Origin of the sequence: Palleronia sp. LCG004 (assembly GCF_032931615.1) — a bacterium.
GTDB lineage: Bacteria > Pseudomonadota > Alphaproteobacteria > Rhodobacterales > Rhodobacteraceae > Palleronia.
The window spans coordinates 127,587-148,014 of the sequence record NZ_CP136759.1 but is presented as its reverse complement, the minus strand read 5'-3'; the positions used below and the strand labels follow the sequence as shown (position 1 = coordinate 148,014).

Here is a 20,428-nt window from a genome sequence, read left to right as displayed (position 1 = left end):
TTGCAAAAGCGCGCAGAGATGTCAGACTGCGTTTACACCGCACGATGCCTTCGGGAGGGGTCGCCATCCAAACCGTGACGCTGTCCTTTCACCGCTTCGATACGTGGCGCGCGCGGATCTGGGCATTCGGCCAGATGACCTTTGCCCGCTGGCCGCTCTGGCGCCTTTCCGAATGCCGGTTCTGGAAACTCTGTGGCTCGGGAAGCGGCGACGGCTTCGCGGCCGTTCCCGAACCATCGATTTGGGCGATCCTCGCCTGCTGGCCGGACGAGACCACTGCCCGCAGGCAGCTGGCCGAGGCTGGCGTCTTCCGCCGCTGGCGCGCCCGTGCGGCCGAAAGCTGGACGCTCTATCTTCGACCCGTCTCGGCACGCGGTGCGTGGTCGGGGCGACAGCCCTTCGATGCCGGCCCCGAGACAGAGGGGCCCCTCGCGGCGCTGACCCGCGCGACGATCCGGACCCGGCACCTCGCCCCATTCTGGAAGCGCGTGCCCAGAATTTCGGATGCGGTTGCGAAGGATGGCAACGTCGCCTTCAAGATCGGGATCAGCGCGCTTCCCTGGCTGCATCAGGCGACCTTCTCGGTCTGGCCCGACGCGGATACGATGGCCGAGTTCGCCCGGCGCGACGGCCCCCATGCCCGAGCCATCCGCGCAGTCCGCGACGGCGGGTGGTTCTCCGAGGAACTTTATGCCCGTTTCCGTGTCATCGGGACCGAAGGCACGTGGTCGGGCGCACGGGCAATACCGGGAATGGCCGCATGAGCCGGACCTTCCCCTTCTCTGCCATCGTCGGGCAGGACGACATGAAGCGCGCGATGGTGCTGACCGCGATCGACGCGCGGATCGGCGGCGTACTCGTCCTCGGCGATCGCGGCACCGGGAAATCGACGGCCGTACGCGCGCTTGCCGCCCTCCTGCCGAAGATGCGTGTGGTCGATGGATGCCCCGTCAATTCCGCGCGCAAGACCGATTGTCCTGACTGGGCCGAGATCGGATCAGCGAAGATTGTGACGCGACCGACACCGGTGGTCGACCTGCCGCTCGGCGTGACCGAGGATCGCGTGACCGGGGCACTCGATATCGAACGCGCTCTCACCCGCGGCGAGAAAGCATTCCAACCCGGCCTGCTCGCACGCGCCAATCGCGGATACCTCTATATCGACGAGGTCAACCTGCTCGAGGACCACATCGTCGATTTGCTGCTCGACGTCGCGCAATCGGGCGAGAACCTTGTCGAGCGCGAGGGAATGTCGATCCGCCACGACGCGCGCTTCGTCCTCGTGGGCTCCGGCAATCCCGAAGAGGGCGAACTCAGGCCACAGCTCCTCGACCGCTTCGGCCTGTCGGTCGACGTGACCTCGCCGCAGGATGTCGGGACACGGGTAGAGGTCATGCGGCGGCGCGACGCGTTCGACCGCGACCCAAGGAGCTTCGCGCGGCACTGGGATGCAGAAGACACAACCCTGCGCGAGGCGATCGTCGCCGCCCGCAAGATGCTGCCCATGGTCGAGACACCCGAGGAGATCCTGCACGATTGCGCGGCTATCTGCATCGCGCTCGGCTCGGACGGGCTCAGGGGCGAACTGACGCTCCTCAGGACTGCCCGCGCCGAGGCTGCGTTCGAGGGTGCGACCCTGATCGGCCGCGACCATCTGCGCCGCGTGGCGGCGATGGCGTTGCAGCACCGTCTGCGCCGCGACCCGATGGACGAGGCCGGGACCGCGGCAAGGGTCGACCGGATCGTGACCGAGGTGCTGGGCCCCCGGCGGGCCGCCGCGGAATGAGCGGATCACCCGGCTGGGCGCGGGTGCGGGACGCTCTACGGCTCTTCGCACTCGACCCGAAGGCCATGGGGGGCATCTGGATCCGCTCAAGGCCGGGCCCGGCCCGCGATCGGGTGCTCGACCTGCTGGCACCGCTCGGGGCCCGGCGCATCACGCCGAATATCGCCGACGAGACGCTCGATGGCGGAATGGACCTTGCCGCGACACTCGCACTCGGGCGGCCCGTCGAACGTGACGGAATTCTGGCACGCGGGGATCTGATCTGCCTCGGCATGGCCGAGAGGACAGCGCCGGGCCTGGCTGCGCGCCTGGGACAGGCGATCGACCGACGCGAGACCGCCCTTCTCGTACTGGACGAGGCGGCGGGCGAGGACGAGACACTGGCCGCGCCGCTCGTCGATCGGCTGAGCCTTTTCCTCGATCTGTCGGACCTCCGACTGGCGGATCTCGGCCAGGTGGAGCTCCGCAATCTCGACGCGGCGCGCGCGCGGCGCGCGCGCGTCATGCTCACCGACGACGACCGGCAAACCCTGGTGGCGACGGCAATGTCACTGGGAATCCGGAGCCTGCGCGCGCCGATGCTGGCCGCGCAAGCGGCGCGCGGCCTCGCGGCGCTGGCCGGGCGCGACCGGGTGGAAATCGACGATCTGCGCCGCGCGGTCGAACTGACGCTCGCACATCGGGCCCTTGCGGCCGAGGATGCGCCGCCGGACCAAAGTGACGCACCCCCCGACGACGATGCGGTCGAACCGCCGGAGCCCCCGCAGGACGACGCGATGCAGGGCACCCCCCCGCAGGACATGCTGGTCGATGCCGCTCGCGCCGAACTTCCCGCCGATCTGCTCCGCGCTCTTGCCGCCGGACGGGCGGCACGGGTCCAGAGCGCCGCGCGCGGATCCGGCGCGGCGATCCGCAGCAACCGGCGCGGTCGCCCCCTGCCCGCGCGGCAGGGACGCCCCTCGGATGCAGCACGCCTCGACCTCGCCGCGACGCTGCGCGCGGCGGCTCCATGGCAGAAGGTCAGGGGCGGCGCAGGACCCGAGCAGCGTCTGACGCTCCGGCTCGAGGATCTGCATGTCCGCCAGTTCGAGCAGAAATCCGACCGCCTGCTGATCTTCGTCGTCGATGCGTCAGGCTCTCAGGCGATGAGCCGGCTCGCGGAGGCAAAAGGCGCGATCGAGATCTTGCTGTCGCAGGCTTATGCACGCCGCGATCATGTCGCGCTCGTCGCGTTTCGAGGCACCGGGGCCGAAATCCTGCTGCCACCGACACGATCGCTCGTCCAGACGCGAAAGCGGCTGGCTGCCCTTCCGGGCGGAGGCGGGACACCTTTGGCCGCCGGATTGTTCACAGCAGCAAACCTGGCGCGCCAGGTTCGCGGGCGCGGCTTCACGCCGTCACTGGCGCTGTTGACCGATGGACGGGCCAATATCGCGCTCGACGGGGCGGCGGATCGGCAGGCGGCGGCACGCGATGCGCGCCTTGCAGCGGCGCAGATCCTCGCCCTTTGTCCCGGCGGCATCGTGATCGATACGGGCCGACGCCCCACGCCGGACCTCGCCGCACTCGCAGACGCGATGGCGGCGCACTATCTGCCGCTGCCACGCGCGGATGCCGCGCGGCTCGGGCGGGCCGTCGCGCCGATCATGGCGGGCTGAGATGGAGTGGGAGAACATGCCGGCAGACTGGCCGCATCGCGACGTCTCGCGGCGCGTCGAGAGCCGTCCGCATCTCTGGCACATGCAGGAAAAGGGCTCGGGTCCGGTTCTGCTTCTTCTTCATGGCACCGGAGCCTCTACCCATAGCTGGGCGGGATTGTTCGACCGACTGGCCGAAGCGCATCGCGTCGTCGCGGTGGATCTGCCGGGGCACGGCTTTACCCGGTTGGGAAGTCGTCACCGCAGCCGGCCCGCGCTGATGGCCGCGGATCTCTGGTCTCTCCTTGGGGCCGAGGATATTGCGCCTCGGGCGATCATCGGCCATTCCGCCGGTGCGGCACTCGCGCTTGAGATGGCGACGTCGCCCGAGCGGAATTCCGATGTCGCTCTTATTATCGGAATCAATGCGGCCCTCAGCGCATTCGACGGCGCGGCGGGATGGCTCTTTCCCATGGCCGCGCGCGCAATGGCCGCAATGCCGGGCCTGACCACAGGGCTCGCGCGACTGGCCCGCAGCAATGGCCGGGTGGAACAGTTGCTCGGCAATACCGGATCGATGCTCGATACCGAAAGCATCGCGCGATATCGTGTTCTGCTTGGCGATCCGACGCAGATCGACGGCGCATTGTCGATGATGGCGCAGTGGTCGACGCGCGGTTTCGACGACGAGGTCCGGCGCTATCCCGGGCGTCTGACATTGCTGACCGGGGAGCGGGATGCGACGGTCTCGCCCGCGATCTCTGCCCGGGCGGCACGGATCGCACGGGACGGGGTCCACCTATCGATGGGCCCCTATGGTCATCTCGTCCACGAGGAAGCGGCCGACATGACCGCCTCGGTCGTTCTCGATACACTCTCGCGCGAGGCTGTCCCTATTGCACGATGAAATCGGCGTGGAGCGCACCCGCGGCCTTGATGCTCTTGAGGATGTCGATCATGTCGCGCGGTGCCACGCCCAGCGCGTTGAGCCCCGCGACCACGTCCGAAAGGGACGTGCCGTCCGGAACCTCGGCGAGGCCGATCCCCGGCTCCTCCTCGATCGCGGCATTCGTGCGCGGCACGACCACGGTCTGGCCCGGAGCGAACGGGTTCGGTTGAATGACCGCAGGTGCCTCTTCGACGCGGATCGTTAGGCCACCCTGGCTGACCGCGACGCGGCTGATGCGGACATCCTCTCCCATCACGATCGTGCCCGAGCGCTGATCGACCACGACACGCGCACTGCGCTCGGGCTCGACACGGATGTTCTCGATCCGGCCGATCGCGTGGGCGGGCGACGGGGCCTGAGTCGCCGCGATGTTGACCTGAACGGTACCCGCATCGAGCATGACGGCAACCGCACGGTTGAGATCGCCGTTGATCGCCTGCTCGATCCGCGCGGCGGTGGTGAAGTCGGGCGTCCGGAGGGCCAGCCGGATATCGGTGAGCGATCCGAAATCGAAGTCGATCTCGCGCTCGACCCGGCCGCCGGAGGGGATTGACCCTGCTGTCGGCACGCCGGTCGTGACCGTCGCGGCGTCGCCCTGTGCCGATGCACCACCGGCAATGATCGTGCCCTGGGCCACCGCATAGATCTGACCGTCTGCGGCGTTGAGCGGCGTCATGACGAGCGTGCCGCCCAGAAGCGACGTCGCATCGCCGATGGCCGAGACCGTCACATCGATCTGGCTGCCCGCGCGAGAGAATGGCGGGAGTTCGGCGGTAACGAGGACGGCCGCGACGTTCTTGGGACGGAACTGTTCGCCCGTCACGTTGACGCCCAACCGTTCGAGCATGTTGGCCATGATCTCTTCGGTGAAGGGAGAGTTCCTCAAGCCGTCGCCCGTGCCGTTCAGGCCCACGACAAGGCCGTAGCCGACCAGGTCGTTGCCGCGCACGCCGTCGAATTCCACTAGGTCCTTGATGCGGACCGGTGCGGCGATCACGGCCGTGGAGATGACGAGACCCGCGAAGAAGGTCAGGAGGAACCTGATCATCTGAGGTAGTTCGTGAGGCTGAGACGAGAAAGGCGTGCGGTCATGGCGTACAGGGTCTCCAACTGAAGTTCGGTTTCCCTTAACCGAGAAGCGGTTTCGAAAGGGTCAATGCCGATCAGATCGGCACGGGCCTTCTGAAGAGCGGTCTCCTCGTTGGCGTTGCGCGTCTCGGCAAGCTCGATGCGCCCTTCGTTCGCGCCGATGACTGCGCGATGGTCGGTCAGCTCGTCGCTCGAGCGGAGCATCTGCGCACCCGCATTCTGGAGGACGGCCTCATATTCCACGCCTTTCGTGCCGAATGCGCCCGCATTGGCGAATCGGGCCTTCGCAAGCCCCGCGAGCGTATCGCGAATGGTGCTGTCGTCGGCGCGCAGCTCCATCGTGACCGTCATGCCATCGGCTACTTCCTGCGGTGCGAGCGTCCCGTCGTTGCCCTGATAATCGTTCGTCATGAAGGCACCGGTCGGCGCGAAATAGGCGTCGATCCGTGCGATCATCGTATCTGCATCGGGCGCGCCCCCGACAAGCGTCTCGAGATCCGCCAGGATCGCATCCCCGTCCCGCAAGGGCGGCGTGCCGGTGGCGGTCCCGGAAAGCGAATAGCGCCCCCCGATAGCCGTGTTGATGGCCGAGACCACGGACTTGAAGCCCGCCTCGGCGTTCTCCGCCATGAGGTTCGGGCTCGCCGCTCCCCCGAGAATGCCGCTGTTGAGAAGGTCGGGCTTGATACGGTTCACTTCCCCCTGAACGCGTTCGAGAATGCTCTGCACCCCCCCGGCGTGAAGGTTCGCCTCGCGCGCCGCGGATGAGAGCGCGGCGACGCGGCCGAGCGATCGCTCGATCCCGCCGATCATGCCCGTATCACCCGAAACGGCTGATCTGCGGTCGGATTTCAGCCCGGTGGTCAATTCGGTACTGAGGGTCTGCATCTCGCGGCCGAGACGTGCGTTCGCGCGGCGGATGACATAGGACTGAGCAAGATCGCCAAAGGTCGAAACGGACATTTCGTCAAATCTCCAAGAGGCGTTGAAGCATCGTGTCGGCGGCCTGGAGGACCCTGGTATTGGCCCCGTACATCTGTTCGACGAGAAGCATGTTCTGCAACTCCGCATCGGTATCGACGCCCTTCTCGAGCATGCGTCCCGTCAGTTCCGTCGATCTCGTCGTCGCAAATGTCTCCTCGGCCTCGGCGCGGAACAGCTGACCGCCGGCGAAGGACATGACCGAATCGGCCTGTCCGCCGAGCGTGAGCGCCGATGATCCGAGCGCCGACGAAGGTGACGTGCGGCTGGCGTCGAGGGCCGCCCTCGTGGCCTTGAGGAGGGATCCGTCACCCTGCGCACCCGGTCCCGCTGCCCCGAGCCCGTCGCGGAGCCGCCAGACTTCGCCACCCTTGCGCGGATCGACCGCGGCGTTGAGCGTGATGCGCCCCGCGATCCCGGCCTCGTCCGCCCCGGAGAAGAGGCCGCCTTCGTCGGTGAAGAGGCCGGGCGCACCTGCGGGCCTCAGACCCGGGACATTGTCCATCCGCGCTATCAGGTCGCGCGCGAACCCGTCGATCTGCTGGCCCATCGATGGTGCCAGCTCGTCGCGGACAGAGAAAGTCCCCGAAAGCGTCCCGCCACCCATGCGCGATTGCGGGCCCGTCACGGCAACAGGCCGATCGTTGATGACGAGCCCCGCCCCTGCCACGCCACCGGCCGCGAACTCGATCTTGGCGGGCCGGTCGTCGAACAGGATCTGGCCATTCGTGGTGATCAGGGACACGCCCTGGTTCGGACGCGTGAGTTCCCGGACCGGAACGATCTGCGAGATCGTATCGATCTCTCGCTGGCGCATGTCCTTGAGCGAATTGATATCCTCGCCCCGGATCGCGGCGGTCGTGATATCGCGGTTCAGCCGTTCGACCCGCTGCAACCCTTCGTTCAGGGCCTTCACCTGCAGGCCGATATCTCGATCGGCATCGAAGATCACCTGCTGGACGCCGTCGCTCGCCCGGTTGAGGAAATCCGAGATGTCGCCCGCGGTGTTCGCAACCGCCGTAAGGCGATTGATCGAGGCGGGATCGCTTGCCGCCTCGATGAGCTGCGCGTCGAGTTGCGACAATCGTCCCGAAAGCGAATTGCCGGTGCCGGGTTCGCCGAGCAGCTCTGACATCCGCTCGACCGCCTGACGGCGGGTTCCGGCCATGCCGGCTTCGGCCCCAACGAGGCGGTTCTCGGCCAGGAGTGCCGGATCGACGGCACGGCTGACGCCCGTGAGCCGGACGCCACCCGTCGGGCCGGAGACGAACTGCGCCTCGCGGGCCGCATAGCCGGGCGTGAGCGCGTTCGAGATGTTCGACGAGATGACCTGCGCCGAACGGCTGGCCGCGCCGAGCCCCGTAAGGGCGTTGTTGAACGCTGCGGAAATACTCATGCCCTGGGGCTCCTTCGAAGGTGGATCAGCGCTTCAGGTTGGTGGTTTCCTGGAGCATCTCGTCGACGGTCTGGATGATCTTCGCGTTCGACGAATAGGCTCGCTGGGTCTGGATCAGGTTGGTAAGCTCGGTCGCGACGTCCACGGTGCTCGTCTCGCGGCTGTAGCCTGCGGTCTCGCCCACGGGGCCGTCGCCGGCATCCCAGAGGAACATCTCGCCGCTCTCGGCCGTCACCTTGTAGGTCTGGGCGTCGCCGGTGCGCAGGCCGTTGGGGTTCGCGACGTCGATGACCGGCACCTGATAGATCGAACGGGTAAAGCCCGAATCGTAGACCGCGTTCACGATCCCGCCCGCATCGATCTCCACACCAACGAGGTTGCCGATGGCCGATCCGTCCTTGCTCAGCGTCGTGGGCGAGAACGACGTGTTGAGCTGGGTTATGCCGTTGCCATTGTTGAGCTTGCCGATATTGAGCGAGATATCACCGCCGCCGACGGTCAGGGGAAGCGTTCCGCTATCGCCTTCGTACTCGGGATACGCCGGATCGGTCCGCGTCACCGAGGCGAGCGTTCCGCCGCCAGGGTTGCCGCTGTTGAAGGCCAACGTGTACTCGCCGATCACGGCATCGCCGCTCGCGCTGTCGGTGATGGTCATCGTCCATTCGTTGGACGGCGTCACGCCGTCGGAGGGGGTCGGCGTGAAGGTCGCGCGCAGCGTTTCGGTCTGACCGAGGTTGCCGAAATATTCGAGCGTGATGTCCTGCGGATCGGCCACGGCACCGACGCGCGTATCGTTGGCCGGCAGGTTGACGTGCATCGTCATGTTGCCTGTCGGATTGGCGGCAAGCTGGTTGTGGTAGATGTTGACGGGCTCGAGACCCGCGATGCTGTCGCGCGGGAAGGGACGGATCGTGCCGTCCTGGTTGGCGGGCGAGCCCAGCAGGACCTTGCCGGTCGCATCGACGAGCGTGCCTGCCGCATCGGGTCGGAACGATGCGGTCGTCATCAGCGACAGGGGAAGGTTTCCGCCGAACTTCACCGCAGAGGCATCGGTCACGGGCAGAAAGCCACGCCCCTTGATCGAGATGTCGGTGGCGTTGGCCGTGCCCTGCATCGCGCCCTTCTCGTCGATCAGGCGTTCGGTCGTCGTGCGCACGCCGCCGGCGATGTATTTCGACGAGGACGTGCTGTCGATCACCATGGAGTGGAAGTCGGTGAAGGTGCGCTTGTATCCATAGGTCCCGGAATTGGCGATGTTGTCGGAGATGCTCGCAAGGCGCTGCGAATTCGCGTTGAGACCGGAGACGCCCGCGGCCAGGGAGGAGGAAATCGTCATTGATATCGCCTTTCTTTTGCGACCGAGTCGTGAATTGATCGGAGGATTACGGTTTCGGGCTTAACGCCGCGCTAACGGCCACCCTGTTCGCCTCCTCGCAGTCTATCTCAGCAGGATCAGTTCGATCCGGTTGTTGCGGATATCCATAGGGTCGGGGCGGACGTGCTCCCGGTCGGCAAAGCCGCCGATCCGCCGGATCCGCCCGGCATCGAAGCCGCCGGCGGTCAGCATCTCGCGCACCTTCTGCGCCCTGGCCGCCGAAAGTTCCCATTCGTCGCGAAGCATCCTGACGATCGCCTCGGACCGGACATGGCCGTTGATCGCCACCTCGTTCGTCGCAAGCGAGAACACGTCCCGCACCACCAGGAGCAGATCGGTCATGAGGCCAGTCGGTTCGGCGGTGCCGACCTCGAAAAGGCGCGCACCGGGCAGATCAAAGAGATCGACGATCAGACCTTCGTCGGTCACCCGCGTCACGATATGTTTCAGCAGATCGTCCGACACCGTCGACTCCCCGGCGCGTGCCGTCAGAAGCTCCTGATATCGCATGAGTTCGTCGGTAACCGTCTGGGCGTCTTCGGCATAGGACAGCGTCTGCGTCGGATTTTGCGCCTCGCCACCGGCTTCGCCGAGATACTGGTCGTTCGATGCGGGATCGGCACCGCCGAGCGCACCAGCCCCACCCCCCGAGACGCGCATGAGCGGGATCTCCGGGCTGAAATAGTCGGCGATGCCCTTGCGCTGGGTGTCGGTCGTCGCGTTGAGCAACCACATGAGCATGAAGAACGCCATCATGGCCGTCACGAAGTCGGCATAAGCGACCTTCCACGCACCACCGTGATGCCCGCCGCCGCCCACGACCTTCTTGCGCTTGATGATGATCGGCCTGTTCGACGCCATGCCTGCACTCCTCGGATCTTTGGATCGGGCAGTAGCAGCGAGCCGTGAAGAGCAGCCTAACCGATAAACTTCTCCGCATTTCTTGGGACGGCTGGATCGGGCGCTAGTTCGACGGCAGGCAACAACGGCACGGTGACCTCATGGCGCGCAACGACCTTGCGATCTACGACGACATGGCAGCGAAATGGTGGTCGGACGACATACGCTGGATCCGCGTTCTCAAGAACATGGTGCCCGGACGGCTGTCCTGGTTCGATCGCAAGATCGACTGGAACGGCAAGCGCGTCCTCGATCTCGGCTGCGCCGGCGGCTTCATGGCCGAGGCGCTGGCGCAGCGCGGTGCAGAGGTGACGGGTATCGATCCGGCCGAGAAGGCGATCGAGGCGGCCCGCGCCCATGCCGAACAATCGGGGCTTTCGATCCGTTACGAGGTGGGAACGGGCGAGAAGCTGCCACATGAGGACGGATCGTTCGACGCGATCGTCTGCGTCGACGTGCTGGAACATGTCGCCGACCTCGGAGAGGTCCTGTCGCAGGTCGCGAGGGTACTGAAGCCCGGCGGGATCTTTTTCTACGACACCATCAACCGAAATCCCGTCGCCCGCTTCGCCGCGATCACGATGGCCGAGGACGTGCTGCGCGTCCTTCCCAAAGGCACTCACGATCCGAAGATGTTCATCACGCCGTCGGAACTCGAAAGCGCCCTGCGCGCGGCGGGCCTTGCCCCGGAAGAGAAGACCGGTCTCGGACCGCGGGGCATCGACCGGCGCGGCGATCCGGTCTTCGGACAACTGCCCCTCACGGCGATCATCTATATGGGTCTCGCGAGGAAACCGGCCTGACCGCCATTGCACGAAACCGTGTCCGCGTTATCTGGTTCGGGATCGGGCATGATTTCGGGATCGCGGCATGAGCGGGCTTCTTGCGCTACTGGACGACGTAGCGGCTATCGCCAAGGTCGCGGCGGCCTCCGTCGACGATGTCTTCGGACAGGCGATGAAGGCTTCGGGCAAGGCTGCGGGCGCGGTGATCGACGACGCGGCCGTGACACCGAAATACGTCCATGGGTTCTCGGCCGATCGCGAGCTGCCCATCGTCTGGCAGATCGCCAAGGGCTCACTCTTCAACAAGCTTGTGATATTGCTGCCCGTGGCCCTGTTGCTCTCGGCCTTTGCACCTTGGGCGATACCGCCGCTCCTCATGTTGGGCGGGGCGTATCTCTGCTTCGAAGGGGCCGAAAAGGTCTGGCACAAGCTGAACCCTTCCGATCATCACAGCGATGAACTCGTCGAGCAGAAGAAGGCCGACGCCACGCTTGAGAAACGCAAGGTGAAGGGCGCGATCAAGACCGACTTCATCCTGTCGGCTGAAATCATGACGATCGTGCTGACGGCCTTGCCTCCGGAACTCGGGATCGTTCAGGTCGCCGGATCTCTTGCGATTGCGGGCGTATTAATCACCGTCGCGGTCTACGGCGCTGTCGCGATCATCGTGAAGGCCGACGATGCGGGCCTCGCGATGGCTGCGGGCGGGCGGCTTTCCGCGACGCGCGCGACGGGGCGTTTCATCGTCCGCGCCATGCCGACCTTCCTGAAGCTCCTCGTCATCGTCGGCACGGCCGCGATGATCTGGGTGGGCGGCAACATCATCGTGCACGGCCTGCACGAGCTTGGATGGCACGCGCCCTACGACTTCATTCATCATCAGGCGGTCGCCGCGGCCGAAACGGTGGGGCGCTGGACCGGTGCCGTCGAATGGTTCGTGACCGCCGCTCTCGACGGTGTGGTCGGCCTCGCGCTCGGGTTGATCCTCATCCCGCTCACGAAGCCGATCGTCGGTCTCTTCGGCAAGACCGCGCACTGATCGCGGCTATTTCGCGCCCTTCTTTACCGCATCGGCAAGGTCGATGCCATTGAGGCGCGCCACGTGGTCGGCCACCATGGGCACATAATCGGACCCCTCGCCGATCGCCGCCACATGGGCGTAATAGTTGCGCGCCGCGGCACCGATCGGGTTCATCGCGCCCGCGCCCTGCGCCATCGACGCGACATAGGTCATATCCTTGAGCGCGTTGGTGATCGAGAACTTGTGGGCATCGCGATTTCGGTCGACTGCGTAGCTCATGAACGTGTCGAAGAAGCCGTTGGACATACGGCTCGCGCCCATCACGTCGCGGACCGTCTGCGGCGAGATGCCGGACTTCACGCCCAGACTCAACGCCTCCGCGAAAAGCGCACCATAGCTCATCGCGATGAAGTTCATGATGAGTTTCATGCGATGCGCGGTCCCGGTCTCGCCGATATGGGTGATCGAGCCTGACCAGCATTCGATGACCGGCCGGACGACCTCGAAGGTTGCGGCGTCGCATCCGACCATTGCGTCAAGCGTGCCCTCCTCGGCTTCCTTCGGCGTGCGGCCGAGCGGCGCGTCGACGAGCGTCATTCCGGCATCCGAGAGCTCAGCCGCCAACGCGTCGGTCGAGTTCGGATCCGACGTGGTGCAGTCGACGACCACGAGCCCCGCCTTGCCGCTTGCGAGGATCCCGTCGGACCCTCGGATGATCTCCTCGACCTGTGGCGAATTCGACAGGCAGATATGCACGATGTCGCAGGCCTCGGCCATGGCCTTGGCCGAAGTGGCCTCGGTTGCGCCGCGACCGACCAGATCCTCGACCGGTGCGCGGTTTCGGTTTCCCTTGATCTGCAGCCTATAGCCGCCTTCGAGGATGTTTTTCGCCATTCCGTGACCCATCAGGCCCACGCCGATGAAACCGACGATCGGTTTGTCCGTCATGATGTCCTCCGCTGAATTCAGTTGCGATGGTACACCGAAGTACCCCTGACACAATGCAGGCCTTGCGCGGGCCCCGGGACGGTCTAGATGCGCGGAATGAATACCGAACGAGCCCCCGACAGCCTGCCGATGCTCCATCTCCGCGAGATTGCGGAAGATCATGTCCGGCTCGTTGCGATCCTGGTGCGCCGCAAAGGTGCCACGCCACCCATCCTCGAGGCGGACGGCAAGAGGATCGAGGCCGAGGCGCTCCGGACCGAGGCCGGCGCGACGCTCTGGCGCTATGCGTTCACGCTGCCGCGTGCCGCGCGGACGCAGTATCGGGTCGAGGGGCGCGATTACCAGGTCGCGACGGATTTCCGCGGCGACATGTCGATCGCCTTCGTGTCCTGCAACGGTCAGGAACATGGCGATCTCGACCGTCCGGTCGCCAGTCGCAACGCGCTCTGGCGGCAGCTGGCCGAACGCAACGCGCGCGAACCCATCCAACTCCTCCTCCAGGGCGGCGACCAGATCTATGCCGACGAGGTGACCGAGGCGCATCCGCTGTCCAGGGACTGGCCCGACGTGCCGCATCGCGAGCTGGGTGACGACGAAATCGCGGAACTGCGCGCGGCGCTCGGGAAGGCATTCTTCCTGCGCTACGCGACGCAGGCCGCACAGGGTGGTTTCTCGGAGGTGTCGGCGCGGATCCCCACTCTGGCGATGTGGGACGACCACGACATCTGCGACGGCTGGGGGTCGCTGCGCCCGGCCAGTCTCGACTCGCAGGTCGGACGGTGCCTCTTCGAAGCTGCACGCGAGGCGTTCCTGCTGTTCCAGATGGGCCACGCCCCTTCGGAGCGGCCCGAGATCGCCATGGGTGAGGGGCATCTCTCGTGGCGCGTCACGGCACCGGGCTTCTCCATCGTCGCGCCCGACCTGCGCTCGACCCGCAGGCCCGAGCGGGTGATGGATGACAGGACCTGGGCCGACATGGAACGTGTGATGGGCGAGCTGCCCACCGGCCATACCTTCATCATGTCGAGCGTGCCCGCACTCGGCCCGCGCCTGTCCCTCGTGGAGCGGGCGATGAAGATCACGAGGCGAATGGAGAAATACGAGGACGACCTGCGCGACCAGTGGCAGAGCTTTGCCCATCGTGAAGAATGGCAGCGATTCCTCCGACTGCTGCTCGACCGTCACGAGGATCCCGACGCGCCCGTCACCGTCCTGTCGGGCGAGATCCACCTCGCGACGCGCGCCATCATGGACGCGCCGGCAGGCCCGCTCCATCAGCTCGTGGCTTCCGGCATCACGCATCCGGCCCCGCCCAGGCTCTATGCCCGCGGGCTCGGCACTCTGGCGAGGTTCGGTGAGACGCCGCTCAAGGGCCATCCGATCCGGCTGCGTGCATTGCCAGGGCAACGCGCCATCTATGCCGCCCAGCGCAATTATCTGATGCTCCACCGTCGCGATGGTGGATGGTCGGCGGAATGGATGCTGGAAAAGTCAGGACGGACCCCGGCCCTTCCCCTCTGACCCGATCTTTCCGCCATCGCAGTGGACCTCCCGCACGGAATGTGCCAGCGATGGATCCCGCGACCCCGAGAAGGGGTCGGCGAGGAATTTCCGAGGGGGGAACGACGATGAGCATCATGAAATTCGGCTGCCTGATCGCCGCGACGCTGGTTGCGGGCGGCGTACAGGCCGAGACGCTGCGCCTGTCGCACAATGTGGGCGACACGACGACGTGGCATCAGGGGGCCGAACGCTTCGGCGAATTGCTGTCCGAGAAGACCGGTGGCGACTACGATGTCCGGGTCTTTCCGAATGCTCAGCTCTCGGGCGGCGATCAGATGCGCCAGGCCGAGATGGTCGGCCGCGGCGCGCTCGACCTCGTGGTGACGTCGGCGATCAACGTGACGCCCCTCGTCCCCGAGATGGCCGTCTTCTCTCTGCCCTATCTCTATGCGAATTACGACGAGGTCGACGCGACGACGCAGGGCGCACCCGCCGAAATGCTGTCGGAAATCCTGCTGGAAAGCGGGATCAAGGTGCTGGCCTGGGGCGAGAACGGCTTCCGCGAGGTCACGAACAGCGTCCGCCCGATCCAGAGCCCGGAAGACCTGCAGGGCCTCAACATGCGCGTCGCGGGACCAATGTATATCGACGTGATGAACGCGCTCGGTGCCAATCCGCAGCAGATGCAATGGTCCGAGACCCTGACCGCGCTGCAGCAGGGCGTCGTCGACGGACAGGAAAACCCGATCGGGGCCGTGATCATCCCGCAGCAGGTCTACGAGATGCAGGATTACCTGACTGCTTGGCATTACTCCTACGACCCGATCTTCCTCGGCGTGTCCGCCGAGAAATGGGATAGTCTCGATGCCGAGACACAAGCGGCGATGCAGGAGGCCGCGACCGAGGCGATGGAGTATCAGCGCGAAATCACCCGCGAGGGCACCGAGGAAGGGATCGGCTTCCTGCGCGAGCAGGGGATGGAAGTCTACGAACCCAGCGACGAGGAGCTTCAGGCCTTCCGCGAAGCGACGCAGCCCGCATTCGATGAATGGGCCGACCGCGTGGGCACGGAAATCGTGAGCGCCTTCCAGGATGCGATCGCCCAAGCGGACGGCAATTCCTCCAACTGACCCCCCGGGCGCGAGGGGGCCCGCCCCCTCCCCCGATCGAGGCGTTTTCTTCATGGCCTTCCTTCTCAGAGATGCGGAAAAGATCGTCTGCGCGGCGATCTTTTTCGGGATGACGTTCCTGGGCTTCGCCAATGTCGTCGCGCGCTATCTGACGAATTACTCCCTCGCGGCGACCGAAGAGCTTTTGACGAACGGATTTCTGCTTCTCACCATCTTCGGGGCGGCGCTCGCCGCGCGGCGGGGTGAACATCTGGCGGTGACGCTGGTTCACGACGCCCTTCCCCCGCGTCTCTGGCGTCCGGTCTTTATCCTCTCGGTGGCGCTGTCGGTTCTGCTTCTGGCGATGTCGGCGTGGTTCTCCTGGCAGACGCTCGCCAATCTTTATGCGAACAGCATGGCGTCCTACGCCCTCGGTGTTCCGGCCTGGTATTATCAGGCTGCGGTCCCCTTCGGCTTTGCGCTGGTCATTCTGCGCTACCTTCAGCATGCGCGCGATTTCCTGAAGGGCCGCGCCGAGATCGAGATCCCCGATGCCTGACCTGCTGCCTGACATCCCTGCGGGCACGCAGATGGTGCTCGTCTTCTTCGGCCTCATGGCGCTGCGTCTGCCGGTCGCCTTCGCACTCGGGCTTTCGGCACTCTTCGCCATGTGGAAAATCGGGTTCGGGTTCGACCTTGCGGGCGACCTGATCGCCACCGGCATCACGAAATACGCGCTTCTCGCCATTCCGTTCTTCATCCTTGCGGGCACGCTGATGGGCTCGCTCGGGATCGCGGAACGGATGATCCGCTTCTTCCGGATCCTTGTCGGTCGTCTGCCGGGGGGCATGGGCCTCGTCGGCACGGTCGTCTGCCTCTTCTGGGGGGCGGTCAGCGGGTCGGGACCCGCATCGGTCGCCGCGATCGGGCCGATGGTGATCAAGGGGATGGAGGATGATGGCTATCCCCGCGCCTATGCCGCGGGCCTCGTTTGCACGGGGGCCGCGCTCTCGATCGTGATCCCGCCGTCGATCGGCCTCGTCATCTATGGCGTCATCGCCGAAACCTCGATCTCGCAGCTCTTCATCGCGGCGATCCTGCCGGGTCTTTTCATGGGGATCGCGATGCTCGCCGCACTTCCCTTCGCCGGACGGACCCGCAGCGCGACGCTCGACACACTGAGCCCCGACCCCTATCGCGGCGAAAGCTATCTCCGCGCGCTCTGGCGGTCCTTCCGCGAAAGCTTCTGGGGATTGATGACGCCGCTCGTGATCCTCGGCGGCATCTATTCGGGGATCTTCACGCCGACCGAAGCCGCCCTCGTCGCGACCGTCTATGCCCTCGGGGTCGGGGCCTTCGCCTACCGCACTCTGACGCTGCGCAACCTCTACGACGCGCTGGGCGATGCAGCGGCCTCTTCGGCGGTGGTTATGCTGGTCGTGGCCTATGCCAGCCTCTTCGGCTGGGTCGTCACGGTCGAAGACCTCGTCGGCACCTATTCCGAGGCCTTGCTGTCGATCAGTGACAGGCCTTGGGTGATCCTGTCGGTCATCATGGTGATCCTGCTCGTCTCGGGCATGTTCATGGATCCGGTCACGGTGATGTTCATCTCCCTGCCGATCCTGATGCCGGTCGTGCGCGAACTCGGCTGGGATCCGGTATGGTTCGGCGTGCTCGTCATGGTGAACCTCGCCATCGGGCTGATCACGCCCCCGGTCGGCATCAACCTCTACGTCGCGGCCAACGTCACCAGGCTGTCGATCGAGCGGGTGGCCCGCGGCGCGCTGCCCTTCCTGGTCCTTAGCCTGCTGGGTCTTGCGGTGATCGCAGCCGTGCCGCGCCTTTCCCTCATTTTCGTCGAATGGCTGCGCTGAAGACGAGACGCCTCGTAAAGCTTGCAGGGTCGCGGGAAGAATGGCAGCCTCCCTCGTAACGGACGACAAAAAAAGTCGCCCGAGGGAGGACATAAGAGTGCCGATAATCCGAGCACTGGACGCGCTCAACGAGGTTGTGGGCCGGATCGTCGTGATCCTTGCCGTGATCTTCGCGGCCATCATCATCTACGACGTCACGATGCGATACCTCTTCAACGCGCCGACGCGTTGGGCCTTCGACGTGGCGAAACAGGCCTATGGCTTCTACTTCGTGCTGCTCGGCGGCTACGCGTTGAAGCATCAATCGCATGTCCGCGTGGACCTGCTGACCGAGAAATTCGGCAACGGCGTCAGGCGCATCGTCGAAATCGCGGGATACCTGATATTCTTCTTCCCGTTCGCCTGGGTCTTCGTCACCCGGTCATACGATTTCGCCGCCACCTCCTGGGCGCAGAACGAGGTCACCTACGGTGCCATCGCCATTCCGGTCTATCCGCTCAAGGCCGGGCTCTGCGTCGCGGCGATACTGCTGCTGCTTCAGGGCATATCCGAGGTTCTGAAACTCGTCCTCGGGCGTTATTACTGGGAGAGCCTCGATGGGCGGTGAGACCATTGCGCTGATCATGTTCGCGATGCTGCTCGCCGGGCTGATGATGGGGCATCCGCTGGCCTTCGTGCTGGGCGGAACGGCCGTGCTCGGGGCGGTCATCGCCGATCGCACCATGGTCCTGGGCATCGTCATCAACCGCATCTACGGCGACGTGCTCGACAATTATACCCTCATCGCGATCCCGCTCTTCGTGTTGATGGCGCAGTTCCTGAGCAATTCGGGCGTGACCGACAGGATGTTCGAGTCGCTGAGACTCCTCATGTCGAACGTCCGGGGCGGGCTCGCGCTTGCGGTGGTGTTCATCTCGATCCTGCTGGCCGCCACCACGGGCATCATCGGCGCGTCGATCACGGTCATGGGCGTCATGGCGCTCAGACCCATGCTGCAATACGGCTACGCGCCGTCGCTGACCACGGGGGTGATCGCCGCGTCGGGCTGTCTCGGCATTCTCATCCCGCCCTCGATCATGCTCATCCTGATGGCCTCCTATTCGCCGCTTTCGGTGGGCGAGCTCTTCGCGGGCGCGATGGTGCCCGGTCTGATCCTGGGCGTGCTCTACGCGGTCTGGGTGTTCATCGTGGCCGTCGTCCGGCCCGACATGGCCCCGTCGGTCGCACCGGACGACATGCCGCCGCGCGGCGCGCTCGTCGCGATGCTCCTGAAGGAGGCGATGCCTCCGCTCCTCCTCATCTTCGGCATCCTCGGCTCGCTCCTCGCGGGGATCGCCACCGCGACCGAAGCGTCGGCGATCGGTGCGATCCTCGCGCTGTTGATCGTCATCGCACGGCGTCGCTTCACCTGGCCCTCGTTCTACGACGCATTGAAGGAGACCGGAAAGACCAGCGCGATGATCCTCTTCATCGTCGTCGGGGCCACGGCCTTCACGGGCGTATTCAACATCACGGGTGGCCTGCGCGCGACGCAGGATCTGATGCGCGGTCTCGACATGGAACCCTGGATGCTGCTCGGGGTCATGCTGCTGATCGTCTTCATCCTCGGTGCTTTCCTCGACTGGACCGGCATCGTGCTGTTAAGCTTTCCGATCTTCCTGCCGATCATCCAGGAGATGGAAAACGTGAACCTGCTCTGGTTCGTCGTGCTGATGGCCGTCGTCCTGCAGACGAGCTTCCTGACACCGCCCTTCGGATACGCGCTGTTCTATCTGCGCGCGATCGCCCCGAAGGAGGTCAGAACGACCGACATCATCCTGGGCGTGCTGCCGTTCATCGGCCTCATCGTCCTCATGTGTCTGCTCGTCGCCGCGGTGCCGGCCACCGTCACGTGGCTGCCTGCGGTTCTCTATCAATAAACAAACAGGGAGAAGACAATGAAGACCGGATTCATCACGGTGGCAGCGCTCGGCGCGCTCGCAACGGGTTTTGCCGGTGCGGCAAGCGCACAGACGACGTGGACCATGACATCGACCTGGCCCTCCTCGCTCGAGATCATCGAGACCGACCGCCATTTCGTGGAACTCGTCAACAAGCTCGCGGGGGACGAGCTGACGATCGACTTCTACGAGGGCGGATCGCTCGTCCCGGCGGGCGAGGTCTTCGGCGCGGTCCAGTCGGGTACGGTGCAGGCGGGCGGCGACTGGCCGGGCTACTGGGCCGGACGCGACGCGGCCTTCACACCGCTCGCCACCACGCCCGCGCTCTTCAACGCCGTCGATTACGTGAACTGGATCAACCAGTGGGGCGGCCGCGAACTCTATGAGGAGACTTACGGCAATTTCGGGATGCACTACCTCCCCTTCGGCGTGAGCAACAACGAAAGCGGTTTTCACACCAACAAGACGATGACGACGCTCGAGGATCTGCAGGGCATGCGCCTGCGGGTCTCGGGAAACGAGCAGGGCCGCATCGTCGAACGCCTCGGGGCCAGCCAGGTCTCGATGGCGGGAGGCGAGGTCTATCAGGCTTTGGAACGCGGTGTGATCGACGGCGGCGAATTCTCGACGCCGAATGTCGACTGGTCGGCGGGCTTCCAGCAGGTCACGACCAATTGGTCGACGCCCGGATGGCACCAATCCGCGTCGGTCTTCGGCGTCATGATCAATCAGGCCGCCTGGGACGCCCTCAGCCCCGAAACGCAGGAGAAGGTCAGGATCGCGGCCGATGCCACCATGCTATGGTCGCTGGCGTTCACCGAAAAGCGCGCGACCGAAGCCTATGAAAAGTGGGACGAAGCCGTACAGATCGACCGCTATACCGACGAGGCACTCGCCGAAGTCCAGCAGATCGCCAACGAGGTGATCGTCGAGGTGTCCTGCGAAAGCCCGACGGCCGGACGCGTCTACCTGTCGATGGTCGAATATCTCGACAACTACGCTCAATGGCGTGGCGCTTCGGAGCCCTACAATCTCGGGCGCAATCCCGAAGGACCGTCGGTCGACGACCTCCGCGCCTGCGTGGACGGCTGACGCGTACCCGGAACGACCCCGCCCGGCTCTGGCCGGGCGGGAC

19 protein-coding genes are annotated in these 20,428 nt (G+C 65.4%); 13 read left to right on the top strand and 6 right to left on the bottom strand.

The window, feature by feature from the left end; genetic code table 11:
• Positions 1 to 74 precede the first annotated feature (74 nt).
• Genes crtA through bchO form a run of 4 tightly spaced genes read left to right on the top strand, consistent with a single transcriptional unit; the run spans position 75 to position 4,330 of the window.
• Positions 75 to 764 (top strand): spheroidene monooxygenase, encoded by a 690-nt coding sequence (crtA, locus tag RVY76_RS00640; protein WP_317375108.1) that lies wholly within the window; start codon positions 75 to 77, stop codon positions 762 to 764.
• Positions 761 to 1,786: a magnesium chelatase ATPase subunit I gene (gene bchI, locus RVY76_RS00635; protein WP_317375106.1), complete on the top strand. Its 1,026-nt coding sequence runs from the start codon at positions 761 to 763 to the stop codon at positions 1,784 to 1,786. The genes crtA and bchI overlap by 4 nt, the downstream gene beginning before the upstream one ends.
• Entirely contained in the window at positions 1,783 to 3,444 is a 1,662-nt protein-coding gene (locus tag RVY76_RS00630) for a magnesium chelatase subunit D (protein ID WP_317375104.1), read from the top strand. Before bchI ends, RVY76_RS00630 begins: the two co-directional genes overlap by 4 nt.
• Positions 3,445 to 3,460: 16 nt before the next feature.
• Positions 3,461 to 4,330, top strand: a complete 870-nt coding sequence (gene bchO / locus RVY76_RS00625; protein ID WP_317375103.1) for an alpha/beta fold hydrolase BchO — start codon at positions 3,461 to 3,463, stop codon at positions 4,328 to 4,330.
• Here bchO and RVY76_RS00620 read toward each other — a convergent pair.
• From RVY76_RS00620 to RVY76_RS00600, 5 genes are all read right to left on the bottom strand, one after another.
• A complete protein-coding gene (locus tag RVY76_RS00620; protein WP_317375101.1) occupies positions 4,317 to 5,420 on the bottom strand; it encodes a flagellar basal body P-ring protein FlgI in 1,104 nt (367 codons plus the stop codon). The two genes, bchO and RVY76_RS00620, sit on opposite strands and share 14 nt — an antisense overlap.
• Positions 5,417 to 6,424 carry a flagellin gene (locus tag RVY76_RS00615; RefSeq protein ID WP_317375099.1) on the bottom strand — a complete coding sequence of 336 codons (1,008 nt, stop codon included), beginning with the start codon at positions 6,422 to 6,424 and terminating at the stop codon, positions 5,417 to 5,419. Before RVY76_RS00615 ends, RVY76_RS00620 begins: the two co-directional genes overlap by 4 nt.
• Before the next feature lie 4 nt (positions 6,425 to 6,428).
• Positions 6,429 to 7,838 (bottom strand): flagellar hook-associated protein FlgK, encoded by a 1,410-nt coding sequence (flgK, locus tag RVY76_RS00610; RefSeq protein ID WP_317375097.1) that lies wholly within the window; start codon positions 7,836 to 7,838, stop codon positions 6,429 to 6,431.
• 25 nt (positions 7,839 to 7,863) lie between these two features.
• Entirely contained in the window at positions 7,864 to 9,174 is a 1,311-nt protein-coding gene (locus RVY76_RS00605) for a flagellar hook-basal body complex protein (protein WP_317375096.1), read from the bottom strand.
• Positions 9,175 to 9,276: 102 nt separating this feature from the next.
• Positions 9,277 to 10,074 (bottom strand): flagellar motor protein MotB, encoded by a 798-nt coding sequence (locus RVY76_RS00600; protein WP_317375094.1) that lies wholly within the window; start codon positions 10,072 to 10,074, stop codon positions 9,277 to 9,279.
• Between the two features lie 140 nt (positions 10,075 to 10,214).
• On the opposite strand from RVY76_RS00600, the gene ubiG reads away from it, so the two are divergent.
• Together ubiG and RVY76_RS00590 are read left to right on the top strand one after the other, a co-directional pair.
• Positions 10,215 to 10,916, top strand: a complete 702-nt coding sequence (gene ubiG / locus RVY76_RS00595; protein WP_317375093.1) for a bifunctional 2-polyprenyl-6-hydroxyphenol methylase/3-demethylubiquinol 3-O-methyltransferase UbiG — start codon at positions 10,215 to 10,217, stop codon at positions 10,914 to 10,916.
• A gap of 67 nt (positions 10,917 to 10,983) precedes the next feature.
• The gene (locus RVY76_RS00590; protein WP_317375091.1) at positions 10,984 to 11,937 is read left to right on the top strand and encodes a DUF808 domain-containing protein; all 954 of its coding nucleotides are present in this window, start codon (positions 10,984 to 10,986) and stop codon (positions 11,935 to 11,937) included.
• A 6-nt stretch (positions 11,938 to 11,943) separates the two neighbouring features.
• On the opposite strand, the gene RVY76_RS00585 is transcribed toward RVY76_RS00590, so the two are convergent.
• Positions 11,944 to 12,867, bottom strand: coding sequence for an NAD(P)-dependent oxidoreductase (locus RVY76_RS00585; RefSeq protein ID WP_317375089.1), 924 nt, complete (start codon positions 12,865 to 12,867; stop codon positions 11,944 to 11,946).
• An 87-nt stretch (positions 12,868 to 12,954) separates the two neighbouring features.
• Here RVY76_RS00585 and RVY76_RS00580 point away from each other — a divergent pair, with 87 nt between their 5' ends.
• The 7 genes from RVY76_RS00580 (at position 12,955) to dctP (ending at position 20,385) form a co-directional block, all read left to right on the top strand.
• Positions 12,955 to 14,388 carry an alkaline phosphatase D family protein gene (locus RVY76_RS00580; RefSeq protein WP_317375087.1) on the top strand — a complete coding sequence of 478 codons (1,434 nt, stop codon included), beginning with the start codon at positions 12,955 to 12,957 and terminating at the stop codon, positions 14,386 to 14,388.
• Positions 14,389 to 14,495: 107 nt separating this feature from the next.
• The gene (locus RVY76_RS00575; protein ID WP_317375086.1) at positions 14,496 to 15,500 is read left to right on the top strand and encodes a DctP family TRAP transporter solute-binding subunit; all 1,005 of its coding nucleotides are present in this window, start codon (positions 14,496 to 14,498) and stop codon (positions 15,498 to 15,500) included.
• A 52-nt stretch (positions 15,501 to 15,552) separates the two neighbouring features.
• Entirely contained in the window at positions 15,553 to 16,038 is a 486-nt protein-coding gene (locus tag RVY76_RS00570) for a TRAP transporter small permease (RefSeq protein ID WP_317375084.1), read from the top strand.
• Positions 16,031 to 17,353 carry a TRAP transporter large permease gene (locus RVY76_RS00565; RefSeq protein ID WP_317375083.1) on the top strand — a complete coding sequence of 441 codons (1,323 nt, stop codon included), beginning with the start codon at positions 16,031 to 16,033 and terminating at the stop codon, positions 17,351 to 17,353. The genes RVY76_RS00570 and RVY76_RS00565 overlap by 8 nt, the downstream gene beginning before the upstream one ends.
• A 97-nt stretch (positions 17,354 to 17,450) precedes the next feature.
• Entirely contained in the window at positions 17,451 to 17,960 is a 510-nt protein-coding gene (locus RVY76_RS00560) for a TRAP transporter small permease subunit (RefSeq protein ID WP_317375082.1), read from the top strand.
• Positions 17,950 to 19,272 carry a TRAP transporter large permease subunit gene (locus tag RVY76_RS00555; RefSeq protein ID WP_317375081.1) on the top strand — a complete coding sequence of 441 codons (1,323 nt, stop codon included), beginning with the start codon at positions 17,950 to 17,952 and terminating at the stop codon, positions 19,270 to 19,272. The genes RVY76_RS00560 and RVY76_RS00555 overlap by 11 nt, the downstream gene beginning before the upstream one ends.
• An 18-nt stretch (positions 19,273 to 19,290) precedes the next feature.
• On the top strand, positions 19,291 to 20,385 hold the full coding sequence (gene dctP / locus RVY76_RS00550; RefSeq protein ID WP_317375080.1) for a TRAP transporter substrate-binding protein DctP: 1,095 nt from the start codon (positions 19,291 to 19,293) through the stop codon (positions 20,383 to 20,385).
• Positions 20,386 to 20,428: the final 43 nt, after the last annotated feature.

What these genes read in the sequence shown, in the direction of transcription:
- RVY76_RS00590 (WP_317375091.1), top strand. Translation starts at nt 10,984, where the DNA reads ATGAGCGGGCTTCTTGCGCTACTGGACGACGTAGCGGCTATCGCCAAG.
- bchI (WP_317375106.1), top strand. Translation starts at nt 761, where the DNA reads ATGAGCCGGACCTTCCCCTTCTCTGCCATCGTCGGGCAGGACGACATG.
- RVY76_RS00630 (WP_317375104.1), top strand. Translation starts at nt 1,783, where the DNA reads ATGAGCGGATCACCCGGCTGGGCGCGGGTGCGGGACGCTCTACGGCTC.
- bchO (WP_317375103.1), top strand. Translation starts at nt 3,461, where the DNA reads ATGCCGGCAGACTGGCCGCATCGCGACGTCTCGCGGCGCGTCGAGAGC.
- ubiG (WP_317375093.1), top strand. Translation starts at nt 10,215, where the DNA reads ATGGCGCGCAACGACCTTGCGATCTACGACGACATGGCAGCGAAATGG.
- RVY76_RS00605 (WP_317375096.1), bottom strand. Translation starts at nt 9,174, where the DNA reads ATGACGATTTCCTCCTCCCTGGCCGCGGGCGTCTCCGGTCTCAACGCG.
- RVY76_RS00570 (WP_317375084.1), top strand. Translation starts at nt 15,553, where the DNA reads ATGGCCTTCCTTCTCAGAGATGCGGAAAAGATCGTCTGCGCGGCGATC.
- RVY76_RS00575 (WP_317375086.1), top strand. Translation starts at nt 14,496, where the DNA reads ATGAGCATCATGAAATTCGGCTGCCTGATCGCCGCGACGCTGGTTGCG.
- RVY76_RS00585 (WP_317375089.1), bottom strand. Translation starts at nt 12,867, where the DNA reads ATGACGGACAAACCGATCGTCGGTTTCATCGGCGTGGGCCTGATGGGT.
- dctP (WP_317375080.1), top strand. Translation starts at nt 19,291, where the DNA reads ATGAAGACCGGATTCATCACGGTGGCAGCGCTCGGCGCGCTCGCAACG.
- RVY76_RS00620 (WP_317375101.1), bottom strand. Translation starts at nt 5,420, where the DNA reads ATGATCAGGTTCCTCCTGACCTTCTTCGCGGGTCTCGTCATCTCCACG.
- RVY76_RS00600 (WP_317375094.1), bottom strand. Translation starts at nt 10,074, where the DNA reads ATGGCGTCGAACAGGCCGATCATCATCAAGCGCAAGAAGGTCGTGGGC.
- RVY76_RS00565 (WP_317375083.1), top strand. Translation starts at nt 16,031, where the DNA reads ATGCCTGACCTGCTGCCTGACATCCCTGCGGGCACGCAGATGGTGCTC.
- RVY76_RS00580 (WP_317375087.1), top strand. Translation starts at nt 12,955, where the DNA reads ATGCGCGGAATGAATACCGAACGAGCCCCCGACAGCCTGCCGATGCTC.
- flgK (WP_317375097.1), bottom strand. Translation starts at nt 7,838, where the DNA reads ATGAGTATTTCCGCAGCGTTCAACAACGCCCTTACGGGGCTCGGCGCG.
- RVY76_RS00555 (WP_317375081.1), top strand. Translation starts at nt 17,950, where the DNA reads ATGGGCGGTGAGACCATTGCGCTGATCATGTTCGCGATGCTGCTCGCC.
- RVY76_RS00615 (WP_317375099.1), bottom strand. Translation starts at nt 6,424, where the DNA reads ATGTCCGTTTCGACCTTTGGCGATCTTGCTCAGTCCTATGTCATCCGC.